This window comes from Desulfovibrio piger, assembly GCF_951793255.1.
Classification (GTDB): domain Bacteria; phylum Desulfobacterota; class Desulfovibrionia; order Desulfovibrionales; family Desulfovibrionaceae; genus Desulfovibrio.
In genome coordinates, this window is the sequence record NZ_OX636706.1 from 1,140,320 (window position 1) to 1,153,742 (window position 13,423).

The window sequence follows — 13,423 nt, forward strand, 5'->3', positions numbered from 1 at the left end:
CAACGCCATGTTCACTGCTATCGGACTGATGCTCACGGGCATCGCCCTGGGCTTTGCCCTGCGCTCTTTCCAGTGGCCCGAACTGCTGGGCCGCGCCATCTCTCCCACCATCATGCTCATGCTCTTCGCCCTCGGCGTGGCCGTGGGCGGCAACGAGACCCTGATGACCAATTTGCCCGTACTGGGCGGCAAGGCCCTGATCCTCACCGTGGCCTGTGTGGCGGGCAGCCTCATCTGCATCGTGGCCGTGCGCCGTTTCTTTCCCGATGCCGGGCCCCGGCGCCATGCGGCCGCTGGGGCCGACAGCGAGGACGCGGGCGCGGCCATGAGCGTGCGCCGTGACCGGGAAGACGGGGAGGGCCGGGCATGAGCGGGAGCCTGATGATCCTGGGCTGTTTCGTGCTGGGCGTGCTGCTGGCCTGGCTGGGCTGGATACCGGACTATTTTCTGGAGCACGACGGCACGCTCTACATGCTCTATGTGCTGATGTTCCTGGTGGGCATCTCCATCGGGCACGACCGCCGTCTGGGCGAGATATTGCGCACCCTGCGGCCCCGGGTGCTGCTGCTGCCCCTGGCCACCACCGTGGGCACCTTTGCCGGGGCGGCCCTGGCCAGCATCACGCTGGCCTATTCCCTCAGCGAATGCCTGGCCGTGGGTTCCGGCTTTGCCTATTATTCCCTTTCGTCCATCTTCATCACCCAGTACAAGGGCGCGGAGCTGGGCACCGTGGCCCTGCTGGCCAACATCATGCGCGAGCTGGCCACATTGCTTTTCACGCCGCTCATGGTACGCTGGATCAGCCCGCTGGCCGCCATCTCGTGCGGCGGCGCCTCCACCATGGATTCCACCCTGCCGGCCATCACCCGCTTCGCGGGCAAACAGTGGGTGTTCGTCTCCATCGTGCACGCCATGATCCTGGATTTCAGCGTGCCTTTCTGGGTGACTTTCTTCTGTACCCTGTAACGCAAGGAGCTGCGCCATGGCCCGTATGCGTGCCGTCAAACAGCAACTGAAAGATCTGCTTTCCGCGCCCGACTGGCGTGACCATCTGTCCGAACTGCGCTCCATGGGCCAGCCCGCCGTGGGGCCGCTCTTCTCCTTCCTGCTGCTGGAACCGCTCATGCGCCACAAGGCCGCCCTGGCCCTGGGGCAGGTGGTGGCCGGTCTGGAAGAGGGCAGCGCCGAAGACATGCACAACATCATGCGCCGTCTCATGTGGCACATGAACGAGGAGTCCGGCAACATCGGCTGGGGCATCCCCGAAGCCTTCGGCGAAGTGCTGGCCGCCTGTCCCCGCGCGGCCAAGGAGTTCCACCGGGTGCTCATCTCCTATGTCATCGACCTGGGCCGGGACGACAACTTCTGCGATCATGGCCCGCTGCGCCGCTCCTGCTTCTGGGCCATCGGCCGTCTGGCGCAGGCCCGGCGGGACCTGGCCGTCATCGCCCGTCCCTGGCTGCTCAAGGGGCTGGAGGACGAGGACATTCCCTGCCGCGGCATGGCCGCCTGGGCCCTTGCCCAGCTGCCCCGCGACTTCATGGATGCCCCGGCCCTGCGCCGTCTGGCCGAAGCCGGACATGAGGAGATCTGCGAGGTCTTCGACGGCGAGAAGGTAGTGGAAAAGACCGTTTCCGAGCTGGCCCGCGAGGCCCTGGGGTAGAGTGATGCCGTGTTGAGGGGGAGAGGGGAACTTTTTTGGGTAAAAGTTCCCCTCTCCGCCTCAAGCTCCCCCTTTCCCTTCAAAAAACGCTGTTCCGGTCATTGGGCGGGGAGCGTGGCGCCCCTGTCCGTACCGTGTTTGATGGTCCCCCGGTAGTGCGGGGGACTTTTTTTGTGCCCGGTGGACGGAGCGGGGGAAAGGATGGGCCGGGGACAGATACCACAGGATGGGGCAGGCAGGACGGGAGCGGGGCGGGGAGGATGGCGCGGACGTCTTGGGATGGAAAGAAAGGCAGGGGAGCGGGCAGTTCGGACAGCGTCCGCTTTTTGAGGCTGACGGGCTTGAAATATATGCAAAAGGCCACCCGAGCGGGTGGCCTTTTGTGTTCATGGGGATGCCGGAGCAGGGCAGGCCCGCTCCGGGGGATTTTTTACAGGCCCTTTTCCTGCATCAGGCAGACCAGGTCGCAGACGCGGTTGGAGTAGCCCCATTCGTTGTCGTACCAGGCCACGACCTTCACCAGATTGCCGTTCTGCACGGTGGTGTAGGGCGCTTCCAGGATGGAGGAATGCGGGTCGCCCTTGAAGTCCATGGAGACCAGGGGCAGGGTGTTATAGCCCAGGATGCCCTTGAGGTAGGTCTCGCTGGCGTCCTTGAGGGCGGCCAGCAGGGTCTCGGTATCGGTCTCCTTTTCCAGGATGCCGTTGAAGTCCACCACGGAGACCGTGGGGGTGGGCACGCGCAGGGAGTAGCCGGTGAATTTGCCGGCCAGTTCGGGGATGACCTTGGCCACGGCCTGGGCCGCACCGGTGGAGGTGGGGATGATGTTGCAAGCGGCGGCGCGGGCACGACGCGGGTCCTTGTGGGCCATGTCGAGAATGCGCTGGTCGTTGGTGTAGGAGTGGATGGTGGTCATGTTGCCCAGCTTGATGCCGAAGTTGCGCTGCAGCACCAGGGCCACGGGCGCCAGGCAGTTGGTGGTGCACGAGGCGTTGGACACGATGTGGTGCTTTTCGGGATCGTACTGGTCGTGGTTCACGCCCATGACGATGGTGATGTCTTCTTCCTTGGCCGGAGCGGTGATGATGACCTTTTTGGCGCCGTTGTCCATGTGCACGGACGCCTGGGAGGCCTTGCGGAAGATACCGGTGCTTTCCACCACCACGTCCACGTCATACTGGCCCCAGGCCAGCTGATGGGGATCGCGCTCGGCGAAGCAGTGGATGTTCCAGTCACCGACCTTCACTTCCTGACCGTCCACCTGGGCGTCCAGGAAGGCGCGGCCATAGACGGAGTCGTATTCCAGCAGCTGGAAGTTGGTGGTGGCGTCGAAGAGGTCGTTGATGGCCACCACTTCCACGCGATCAGCGTAGCTCTGGCGCAGGGCGCGGAACACTTGGCGGCCGATGCGGCCGAAACCATTGATACCGACACGAACTTTTTTCATTGTATTCACCTTTGCCCTTGCGGGCATACTGTCTTGATGGGGGCGGAGCGGCACGGCGGCGGGCAGGGCCCTGATGCCGTCATGCCGGGGCGCATGCCGCCTGGCCTGGCGGATCGGGACGTGCGGCAGGGCCGGCTAGTCTTCGTAGACCGAGTAGGCGTGTTTGGCCATCAGCTCGTAATTGTTGCGCAGGGCGTCATGCAGACGGGCATTTTCGATGGCCACGGCGGAGATGGCGGCCACGGCCATCATGAAGCTGTCTTCGTCGTCGGTGAACTCGCGCTCTTCGGAGGAGTAGACGCGGATCAGGCCGATGACCTTGCCGCCCACGCTCAGGGGAGCGGAAAGCACGGAGACCAGGCCCTCAGCCTTGGCGGATTCGGGATACTGGAAGCGGCCGTCAGAGGTGGCGTCCTTCAGGTGGATGGCCTTGCCGGACAGCACTTCGCTGTCCAGGCCGCTGCGTTTCACTTCCACGGGGCCTTTGCGCATGTAGGTGGCGGAGAGGCCGTAAGCGGCGCTGGGCAGCAGGAAGTGCCCGGTGCTGTCCAGCAGGCGGATGGTGCAAGCCTTGCAGTTCATGGTCTGTGCCGTGTGCTCGCTGATCTTGTGCAGCACGTCCTTGGGATCAAGGCTGGCATTGATGGCCAGGGCCACATCACGCAGGGCGCGGAAATAATCCTGGGGCATGGAAGACCTCCTTTGGATGGGGTGACGCCTTCCCCGGCAGGCGTCGGTGATTGCCGTTGGCCGCCCCGGGCGCAGGCGCGTTACCGGGGATGACGGACGCGCGCGGGACGGCGGGGATGGGATAGTCGTCGGCCGGTCGCCCGGCAACGGGATATCCGGATGGGACATGCGGCGGGTTCCCGGCTGTGCCCCGGGAAAGGAGGTGGGAGCTCTCCTGTCCGGCATGCCTGTCCAGGCAGGCATGCCTCAGGCTCAGCTCTTGAACATGAAGCGCCGCATAGAAACATTAAGCACGATGCCCAGTAATGTGAAGTTCACTACCGTGGCACTGCCGCCGTAGCTGATGAAGGGCAGGGGGATGCCCACCACGGGCATGAGCCCGATGACCATGCCCATATTGATACATATCTGCCAGAAAAAGTAAAAGAAGACACCCACGGCCAGCATGCTGCCGAAACGATCCTTGGCCTGGACCACCGTGGAGAAGATGGACAGCAGGAACAGGCAGAACAGCGTCACCAGGGCCACGCAGCCCACAAAGCCCCATTCCTCGCCGAATACGGCCAGGGCAAAGTCCGAGTGGCGCTCGGGCAGGAAGTTGAGCTTGTTCATCATGCCTTCCATGTAGCCCTTGCCCCACAGCTCGCCGGAACCGATGGCGATGCGCGACTGCAGGATGTGGTAGCCCGCGCCCAGGGGGTCGTCGCCGGGATTGAGGAAGGTGAGCACGCGCTGCTTCTGGTAATCGTGCATGAGCACGCACCACATGAGGGCGGCCACGCCGGGCACGGCCAGCAGGCAGGTGCCCAGCACATAGCGGCGCAGGCCGTGGAACAGGATCATGCCGCCCATGATGAGCAGCACCATCATGGCCGTGCCGAGGTCGGGCTGCTTGAGGATGAAGACCACGGGCACCAGCCCCACGGCCAGGACGGAAAAGAAGTTCTTCCAGCCCAGGGGCTGACTGTCGCGGGCCAGCAGGCGCGCCACCAGAATGAGCACGGCGATCTTGATGGGTTCCGAAGGCTGGATGGTGAACAGGCCGAAGGAGATCCAGCGCTTGGCGCCGTAGAAGGTGGAGCCGACCAGGGGCACCAGCATCAGCAGTACCAGGAAGATCAGATAGGCGGGCCAGGCCAGATTGCGCAGCTGCCGGTAGTCGAACAGCGTGGTCAGCAGCATGCAGCCCAGGCCGCACAGGCCCCAGACCAGCTGGCGCTGGTAGAAGCTCTCGAAGGCGAAACCGGTCTCCACGCGGGTGCCGCTGGCGGAATAGAGGTTGGCCACGCCCGTGAAGTAGAGCAGCAGCATGCAGGCCAGCAGTGCCCAGTTGATATAGCCGAGAAGGCGCTTGTCCATGGGGCGTTCCTGTTGTCGTCAGCGGCGACGGCGCTTGGGGGGATCGTTGCTGTCGTTGGTCATGCCCGGCAGGGGGCCTGATACGGTGCCCAGCATCCTGCCGGCGGGCTGGGGCGCTTCCGGCGCCCTGTAGCCGGGCGCGGCGGTATCCGGCCCGAAAAGATATTCGTAGACTTTTTTGGCCACGGGGCCGGCCACGCTGGAACCGCCGCCACCGTGTTCCACCATGACGATGACCACATAGGTCTTGCCGTTCTTGCTGCCCCAGGTGGCGATCCAGGCATGGTCGCGGTGCAGGTAGGCCAGCTCCGCGGTGCGCAGGCGGCGGTCGTTGGCGGTCATCTTCAGTTTGGTCACCTGGGCCGTACCGGTCTTGCCGCCCATGTCGGCATTGTGGCGGCCCACCACCTTGGCGGTGCCGCCCCCGGCCGTGCGGCGCATGGCCTGGACCACGAAGCGCAGATGGCCCAGCTCGGCGGGGATGCGGCCGCGCACCTCGCGGGGGGCATCTTCCAGCAGCTGGGGCTTGAGCAGGTCGCCGCCGTTGAGCATGGCCGACACATAGACGGCCATCTGGATGGGCGTGACCAGAGTGAAGCCCTGACCGATGGAGGTGTTGAACGTATCGCCGCGCACCCAGACCTGCTTGCGGTAGCGCTGCTTCCAGTCACGCGAGGGCACCAGGCCCGAACGCTCGTGGGGCAGGTCCACCCCGGTGGGGCGACCGAAGCCGCATTGCTTGGCAAAGGCCGAAATCTTGTCGATGCCCAGGCGTTCGGCCATGATGTAATAGTACACGTCGCAGGAGTTGATGAGCGACTGCTCCAGCGTCTGGCTGCCGTGCCCGCCGCGCCGCCAGCAGCGGAAGATCTGGTTGCCCAGCTTGGTCTGGCCGCCGCAGAAGACGGTCTCGCGGGGATCCACGCCGTTCTCGAGGAAGAACACGGCCATGAGCAGCTTCCAGACAGAGCCCGGCGGGTAGACGCTCTGGATGACGCGGTTCTGCAAAGGATAGCGCTTGCTGGTGCGCAGGGCCTCCCAGTCGCGGCGGGAGATGCCCGCGGCAAACAGGTTGTTGTCGTAGGCCGGGGAGGTCACCAGCGCGCGCAGCTTACCGGTGTCCGGCTCCATGACCACCACGCAGCCCGCCTCGCCGGCAAGGGCGTCCCAGGCGGCCTGCTGCAGGTCGCGGTCCAGCGAAAGGGCCAGCTCCTGTCCGGCGCTGGGGGCCTCGCTCAGGCTCTTGGCCAGCATGCGCCCGTGGGCGTCCACTTCCATCTGGTACAGGCCCTTGTGGCCGCGCAGGCGCTTTTCCAGCTCCAGTTCCAGACCGGCTTTGCCCACCAGATCGCCCATGGCCAGATCGGGATCTTTCTCCATCTCGGCGCTGTTGGCTTCGGCCACATAGCCGAGCACGTGGGCGAAAAGGTCTTTTTCGGGATAGTGGCGGTTGGTGCGGACCATGATCTCCAGGCCGGGCCAGTTGACCAGCTCGGCCTCGATGCGGGCCACCTGGCCGAAATCCAGACCGGAGACCAGCGGCAGGGCCTCGAAGGGCTTGGTCTTGAAGCGGTCCTGGTTGTAGCGGTTCTGGAGCTGCTCCAGCGGCGTGTCCGTCCACTGGCTGATCTGGGCCAGGGTGGCGGGGATGTCCGGGCAGTCCTCGCGGATGATGGCCAGGCCGTAGGCCGTGCGGTTGTCGGCCAGGATATTGCCGTGATCGTCGAAGATGCGGCCGCGCGGGGCGAAGATGCGCTCCGTGCGCAGGCGGTTTTTCTGGGCCTGTGTGGTCATCTCCGGCCCCAGATGGAGCTGGAGGTACCAGAAGCGGGTGACGAAGACGAAAAAGAAGATGCCCACCAGCACCTGCAGGAGCAGGATGCCGCTGCGCGGCGGCTGGTAGCGTTCGCTTTCCACTTGTATGGTCAGCCAGGAACGCCAGTTCTTGCGCTTGCGGCGGGGGGCCTCCGTCAGGGGAGAGGCCGGTTCCGGAGCGGCAGAGGGGAAGATACGCCTATTCTTCGTCATGCGAACATGCCAGGGGCCGCGTGGCCGTCAGAAGCAACCAGGCCACGGGCAGGTAAAGGGCCTGGATCAGGCTCCTGTCCAAAAATCCCTGCGGATCGAAATGCACGGCATAGAGCGGGGAGAACAGCCAGCCCAGGCCGAAGCAGGCCCCGCCCAGGCAGATGGAGAGTAGCAGCACGAGGAAGAAGTTCCCCAGGCCCAGCAGCCAGCGCAGCAGGCGGTAGATCAGGCAGACCAGCGCGTACCAGACGATGGTGGCCCCGAAGGGGCTGGTGCCGATGCCTTCCTGCAGCAGGACGAAGAGCGGCAGCAGCCAGCAAAGGTTTTTGTAGTCCCTTTCCTGCAACAGGATGACCAGCCCCACCACCAGGGCATCGAGGCAGGGGACGAGGCTTTGCACGCAGATGCCCAGGGCCACGAAGCACAGCCACCAGAAGATGTTGCGCACGGCCTGCATGGGCTAGCGCTCCCTTTTGGGGTGCCGGGGCGGGCCCACGAAGTCCGGGGCGGGCTCGCTGGGGCGCAGGGGCCGGTTGATGCCGCTGGGCTCCAGCAGCAGCACCTCTTCCAGACGGCGCACGTCCACCAGGGGCCGGGCCGTGACGGCCAGAAACTGGGTGGAGTCCGAGGGGGCCACGCTGTCCACGGTGGCCACGGGGATGCCCTTGGGATATTTGCCGTCCAGACCGGAGGTGATGAGGATCTCCCCGGCGGTCACCGGGGCGTCGCGTTCCACAAAGCCCACTTCCAGCGGCTGTTCCAGACCCTGTCCGCTCAGGATGCCGGCCGAGCGGCTCTGCTGGGCGAACACGGCGATGCGGCTGCCCGGGTCGGTGATGAGCAGGACCGTGGCGGCATGGGGGCTGGCCCGCAGCACGCGGCCCACAAGGCCCATGTTGGTGACGATGGGGGTGCCGGGGCGGGCGCCCGAGGTGTAGCCCCGGTTGATGGTGATGCTGTCCTGGATGGCGTTGGGGCCCATGCGTCCGGCCAGGATGCGGGCGCCCACGGGCTTCCAGGCGCTGTCCACGGGCAGCTGCACCAGCTCGCGCAGCCGGGCCAGTTCCGCCAGATCCTCGCCGTGGGAGACGATGCGGGCCTGCAGTTCGGCCACCTGGGCGCGCAGGCGCTCGTTTTCTTCGCGCACGCCCACCAGATCCACATAGCGCCGCCAGGCGTCCATGACGCTGCCCTTGACGGAATCGAAGGTGCCCAGCACCGTGCCGCTCATCTCCAGGCCGACGTTGGCGGCGATGTCATCGAGCGTGTGCGTGCGCTGGTTCCAGGAATACATGCCCAGAAACAGCACCAGAAGGCCGCCCGCCATGAGGAGAAAGCGTCGGAATGTCACAGTGGCACCCGTGAGAGCAGCAGGAAAAAAAAGGACGGCCGTGCCGGAAAAAGGCGACGGGCCGTCCTGCACTTGCAAAGATTAGTCGATGCAGACGTCTTTGAGCACGTGGATGTTGTCCAGGGCCCGGCCCGTACCCATGACGACGGTGGACAGGGGATCGTCCACCACGGTGATGGGCAGGGAGGTCTGCTCGCGCAGCAGCTGGTCGAGGCCCTTGAGCAGCGCGCCGCCGCCGGTCAGCACGATACCGCGGTCCACGATGTCGGCGGCCAGTTCCGGGGGCGTCTGTTCCAGGGCGATGCGCACGGCCTGCACGATGCTTTCCACCTGTTCGGAGATGGCTTTGCGCACTTCCTCGGAGGTGATGATGATGTTCTGCGGGATGCCCGTCACCAGGTCGCGGCCTTTGACCTCGATCTGCTGTTCGGGATCCATGGGATAGGCCGAGGCGATCTTGATCTTGATCTCTTCCGCCGAGGCTTCGCCGATGAGCATGTTATACTTGCGTTTGACATGCGTCATGATGGCTTCGTCCATCTTGTCGCCGCCCACGCGCACGGAGCGGGCATAGACGATGCCGGCCAGGGAGATGACGGCCACTTCCGTGGTACCGCCGCCGATGTCCACCACCATGTTGGAGGTAGGCTCCTGGATGGGCAGGTCGGCGCCGATGGCGGCGGCCATGGGCTCCTCGATGAGGTAGACCTCACGGGCACCGGCGGACTGGGCCGATTCCTTGACCGCACGCTTTTCCACCTGCGTGATGCCGGTGGGCACACAGACCATGATGCGGGGGCGAACCAGATGACGGGAATTGTGCACCTTGGTGATGAAGTGGCGCAGCATGGCCTCGGTCACCTCGAAGTCGGCGATGACGCCGTCCTTCATGGGACGGATGGCCTTGATGTTGCCGGGGGTCTTGCCCAGCATGCGCTTGGCGTCGGCGCCCACGGCCAGGACCACGGTGTTGCCGCGCGAATCTTTCTTGACCGCCACCACGGACGGTTCACGCAGGACGATGCCCTGACCCTTGACATAGACACAGGTGTTGGCCGTGCCCAGGTCGATGGCCAGGTCATTGGAGAACATTCCCAAGAAGAAATCCACAATTTTGGACATTACGCTAGCTTGCCTCGTTCTACTGGTATGCGTATGTTGCTGCCGGTCGTGCGGAGAAGGGAGGGCGGAACCTGTGGGGGATGCCGTAAGGCTCCGGGCCGGTTCCCGCGGGAACCATGGCCTTGAAGGCGAAAAGCGCACGGCAGCAGACAAAACTTGTTCGGCTAAAATGGGCTTGAAGTCAAGCTGTTGCGGACACAGTACAAATTTTTTCTCCTGTCCGCGGCCCTGAAAAATCCGCTAAAAAGGCGTGAATCATGCTGCTTTGGCATACCCTGGCCACCTATTTCCGGCGCAAATACGGCGTCCGGGTGCAAAAAATTCCACTGGATGCGGGCGCCACCTGCCCCAACCGGGACGGCACGCTCTCCGCGCGGGGCTGCATCTTCTGCAACGACAGCGGCTCCGGTTCCGGCATGGGCCTGCGCGGTCTCGACCTGCGCGCCCAGTGGGACGCCTGGTACACCAAGTACACCACCACGGACAGCGACCGCCTGTTCATGGCTTATCTGCAATCCTTTTCCAATACCTACGGCCCGGCCTCCCGGCTGGCGCATCTGCTGGAACAGGTGGCGGCCCTGCCCGGCTGCCGGGGCATCGCCGTAGGCACGCGGCCGGACTGCCTGGACGGGGAAAAGCTGGCCCTGCTGGCCGGCTGCGGGCTGGACGAGATCTGGCTGGAGCTGGGCCTCCAGACCTGTCGGGACGACACCCTGCGCCGCATCAACCGCGGGCACACGGCGCGTCAGGCCGAAGAGGCCGTACGCGCCGCGCTGGATGCCGGGCTGCTGGTCTGCGGGCACCTCATGGCCGGGCTGCCCGGCGAGGACGAGGACGATTTCCTCGACGGTGTGGACTGGGCCGTCTCGCTGGGCATGCAGGGCCTCAAGCTGCACAACGTCTATGTGCCGCAGGGCACGGAACTGGCCCGGCAGTGGCGGGCGGGCGGCTACCGTCCCCTTGCCCGGGACGAATATGTGGACATGCTGTGCGCCGCCCTGCCGCGCATCCCCTCCACCGTGGTCATGCAGCGCATCCAGGCCGACCCTGCGCCGGGCGAGCTGCTGGCCCCTGCCTGGGCCCTGGAAAAGCGCGGCATCATCACCGACCTGCGCCGTGCCCTGGCCGCCCGCGGCCTCTGGCAGGGCTGCCGCGCCGATGCCGCGGAGGCCCGGCCGGAGTGGTTCGGCGGGTAGGGGACAGGAACGTTTTTTTGAGGGGCTGGGAACTATGGTGCTGTGACCGCGGTCTCCGGGAAGGGGAAGGTGAACAGACCGGGAGCGCCAGGCCATCGGGGAGATAGCATGCGGGGCAGGCCGCCCCGCAGACAGGCAGGCAATGGGCCGTGCCCTTCCTTGCGAACGGACGGGCTTTCTGGCATACTTTCTGCCTGCGGATTCCTGTGCGCGGGGCATCTGTTCCCCAAGGAGTATGACATGCAGCCAGAGCTTCTTCTTTTCGACATCGGCAATACCTGCATCAAGGTCGGTCTGGCCGACTCCCGGGGGGTGATGACCTCCTACAATCTGCGCACGGACCCCGCCCAGACCTCGGACAGTCTGGGCCTGACCCTGCTGGAGCTGCTGCGCCACGCCGGTGCCGGGCCCCGTTTCACGGCCTGTGTGGCCTCGTCGGTGGTGCCGGGTTTCGATCCCCTGTTGCGTGAAGCCGTCCAGCGCTATCTGGGCTGCCCCCTGTGGATGGTGCCGCAGGACATGCCCATCCCCCTGCAGAACCATTACGAGCGCCCGCAGGAAGTGGGCGCCGACCGCCTGGTGGGCGCCTATGAGGCGCGCCGTCTGCATCCCGGCCCGGAATCCCTCATCGTGGTGGACTTCGGCACGGCCGTCACCTTTGACTGCATCAGCGGCAATGCCTACCTCGGCGGCCTGATCTTTCCCGGCCCGCGCACGGCCATCTCGGCCCTGGCGCGCGAAACGGCCCAGCTGCCCCGCGTCAACCTGGACGTGGACGCCCTGGAGCCCGCGCCCGGCCGCAGCACGTCGGTGAGTATCCAGCACGGTCTGGTCTTCGGCTTCGCCTGCATGGTGGAAGGCCTGACGCAGCGCCTGAAAAAGGGTCTGCCCGGTGACTGCCTGGTGCTGGCCACGGGCGGCTTTGCCCCGTCCATCGCGCGCATCAGCCCCGACGTCTTCGATGCCGTGCTGCCCTCGCTCTTGCTGGAGGGCCTGCGCCGCCTGTATTACGAACGTCACCCCTATTGAGGGCCGTACCGGCCGTGCCGCCCCGTGCGGCAGTGGGCCCGGGCCTGCCGTCGCGCGCAGGGCCCGGATGCCCCCTTGTGGGGAAGAAAGATTTTTGCGGCAGGGCTTCCCTGCCGCCGGACAATGGCCCCGCCACCGCCCGTGGGGGCGCAGCGGAGAAAACGACTCTTTCGCGCGGCGGAAGAATCAACCTTCAAAGGAGCGATTATGAGCAGCAGCATTGCGTCTGTGTATGCCCGCGAGATCCTGGATTCGCGCGGCAATCCGACCGTGGAAGTGGAAGTTTCTCTGGAGTCCGGCCACAGCGGCCGCGCGGCCGTGCCTTCCGGCGCCTCCACCGGCAGCCGTGAGGCCCTGGAACTGCGTGACGGCGGCAAGCGTTACGGCGGCAAGGGCGTGACCAAGGCCGTGGAGAACGTCAACAGCGAGATCGCTGACGCCCTGCTGGGCCTGGACGCCCTGCAGCAGGTGCAGCTGGACAACACCCTCATCGACCTGGACGGCACCGACAACAAGAGCCGTCTGGGCGCCAACGCCATGCTGGGCGTGTCCATGGCCTGCGCCCGTGCCGCCAGCGAATACCTGGGCCTGCCCCTGTACAAGTACCTGGGCGGCGTCAACGCCAAGGTGCTGCCCGCGCCCATGATGAACATCATCAACGGCGGCGCCCACGCCCCCAACAACCTGGACATCCAGGAATTCATGATCATGCCCCTGCGCGCCCAGAGCTTCCGTGATGCCCTGCGCATGGGTTCCGAGATCTTCCACGTGCTGAAAAAGCTGCTGGAAAAGGACGGCCACGTGACCAGCGTGGGCGACGAAGGCGGCTTTGCCCCCAACCTGAAGAACCACGACGAAGCTTTCAGCTACATCGTCAAGGCCATCGAAGAAGCCGGCTACATCCCCGGCAGCGAAGTGGCCCTGGCCATCGACGCCGCCGCTTCCGAATTCTATCAGGACGGCAAGTACGTGCTGAAGGGTGAGAACAAGACCTTCAACAATGCCGAAATGGCCCAGTGGCTGGCCGAGTTCACCAGCAAGTACCCCCTGATCTCCATCGAAGACGGCATGGCCGAAAGCGACTGGGACGGTTGGGGCATGCTGACCGCCAGCCTGGGCGAACGCACCCAGCTGGTGGGCGACGACGTGTTCGTGACCAACCCCTCCATCCTGGCTGAAGGCATCGCCGAAGGCGTGGCCAACTCCATCCTCATCAAGCTGAACCAGATCGGCACCGTGACCGAGACCCTGGACACCATCGAGATGGCCAAGGAAGCCGCCTACACCACGGTGGTCTCCCACCGTTCCGGCGAGACCGAAGACAGCTTCATCGCCGACCTGGCCGTGGGCGTCAACGCCGGCCAGATCAAGACCGGCTCCCTGTGCCGCTCCGAGCGCATGGCCAAGTACAACCAGCTGCTGCGCATCGAAGAAGAACTGGGCGACGGCGCCGAATTCTTCGGTCCCATGCTGGCGGAATACTACGCCCTGGACGAGAGCGAAGACTGATCCGGCGGGCGCAGGCACGGCCTGCCGTC

13 protein-coding genes are annotated in these 13,423 nt (G+C 65.3%); 6 read left to right on the top strand and 7 right to left on the bottom strand.

All coding sequences use genetic code 11. From position 1 onward, the window contains the following. Positions 1-7: 7 nt before the first annotated feature. Genes Q4I12_RS05260 through Q4I12_RS05270 form a run of 3 tightly spaced genes read left to right on the top strand, consistent with a single transcriptional unit; the run spans position 8 to position 1,663 of the window. Positions 8-370, top strand: coding sequence for a LysO family transporter (locus tag Q4I12_RS05260; RefSeq protein ID WP_168934798.1), 363 nt, complete (start codon positions 8-10; stop codon positions 368-370). Beyond that, the gene (locus tag Q4I12_RS05265) at positions 367-966 is read left to right on the top strand and encodes a LysO family transporter (protein WP_302260870.1); all 600 of its coding nucleotides are present in this window, start codon (positions 367-369) and stop codon (positions 964-966) included. The genes Q4I12_RS05260 and Q4I12_RS05265 overlap by 4 nt, the downstream gene beginning before the upstream one ends. A 16-nt stretch (positions 967-982) precedes the next feature. After that, positions 983-1,663 (top strand): DVU0298 family protein, encoded by a 681-nt coding sequence (locus Q4I12_RS05270; protein ID WP_168934799.1) that lies wholly within the window; start codon positions 983-985, stop codon positions 1,661-1,663. A 430-nt stretch (positions 1,664-2,093) separates the two neighbouring features. Here the strand turns inward: Q4I12_RS05270 and gap are convergent, their stop codons facing one another. From gap to Q4I12_RS05305, 7 genes are all read right to left on the bottom strand, one after another. Continuing rightward, complete coding sequence (gap, locus tag Q4I12_RS05275; RefSeq protein WP_168934800.1) at positions 2,094-3,110, bottom strand: type I glyceraldehyde-3-phosphate dehydrogenase; 1,017 nt, start codon at positions 3,108-3,110, stop codon at positions 2,094-2,096. Positions 3,111-3,245: 135 nt separating this feature from the next. After that, complete coding sequence (locus Q4I12_RS05280; protein ID WP_168934801.1) at positions 3,246-3,800, bottom strand: GAF domain-containing protein; 555 nt, start codon at positions 3,798-3,800, stop codon at positions 3,246-3,248. A gap of 252 nt (positions 3,801-4,052) precedes the next feature. Continuing rightward, positions 4,053-5,159: a rod shape-determining protein RodA gene (gene rodA, locus Q4I12_RS05285; RefSeq protein WP_302260871.1), complete on the bottom strand. Its 1,107-nt coding sequence runs from the start codon at positions 5,157-5,159 to the stop codon at positions 4,053-4,055. 18 nt (positions 5,160-5,177) lie between these two features. Continuing rightward, the gene (gene mrdA, locus Q4I12_RS05290; RefSeq protein ID WP_302260872.1) at positions 5,178-7,187 is read right to left on the bottom strand and encodes a penicillin-binding protein 2; all 2,010 of its coding nucleotides are present in this window, start codon (positions 7,185-7,187) and stop codon (positions 5,178-5,180) included. Further along, on the bottom strand, positions 7,174-7,644 hold the full coding sequence (locus tag Q4I12_RS05295; RefSeq protein WP_302260874.1) for a hypothetical protein: 471 nt from the start codon (positions 7,642-7,644) through the stop codon (positions 7,174-7,176). The genes mrdA and Q4I12_RS05295 overlap by 14 nt, the downstream gene beginning before the upstream one ends. 3 nt (positions 7,645-7,647) lie before the next feature. Then, complete coding sequence (gene mreC, locus Q4I12_RS05300) at positions 7,648-8,538, bottom strand: rod shape-determining protein MreC (RefSeq protein ID WP_302260875.1); 891 nt, start codon at positions 8,536-8,538, stop codon at positions 7,648-7,650. A gap of 81 nt (positions 8,539-8,619) precedes the next feature. Beyond that, positions 8,620-9,660, bottom strand: coding sequence for a rod shape-determining protein (locus Q4I12_RS05305; protein WP_006007445.1), 1,041 nt, complete (start codon positions 9,658-9,660; stop codon positions 8,620-8,622). A 257-nt stretch (positions 9,661-9,917) separates the two neighbouring features. On the opposite strand from Q4I12_RS05305, the gene mnmL reads away from it, so the two are divergent. The 3 genes from mnmL (at position 9,918) to eno (ending at position 13,394) form a co-directional block, all read left to right on the top strand. Further along, complete coding sequence (gene mnmL / locus Q4I12_RS05310; RefSeq protein ID WP_302260877.1) at positions 9,918-10,856, top strand: tRNA modification radical SAM protein MnmL/YtqA; 939 nt, start codon at positions 9,918-9,920, stop codon at positions 10,854-10,856. 240 nt (positions 10,857-11,096) lie between these two features. Then, positions 11,097-11,885, top strand: coding sequence for a type III pantothenate kinase (locus tag Q4I12_RS05315; protein WP_297158299.1), 789 nt, complete (start codon positions 11,097-11,099; stop codon positions 11,883-11,885). A gap of 207 nt (positions 11,886-12,092) precedes the next feature. Next, positions 12,093-13,394, top strand: a complete 1,302-nt coding sequence (gene eno, locus Q4I12_RS05320; RefSeq protein WP_006007454.1) for a phosphopyruvate hydratase — start codon at positions 12,093-12,095, stop codon at positions 13,392-13,394. Positions 13,395-13,423: the final 29 nt, after the last annotated feature.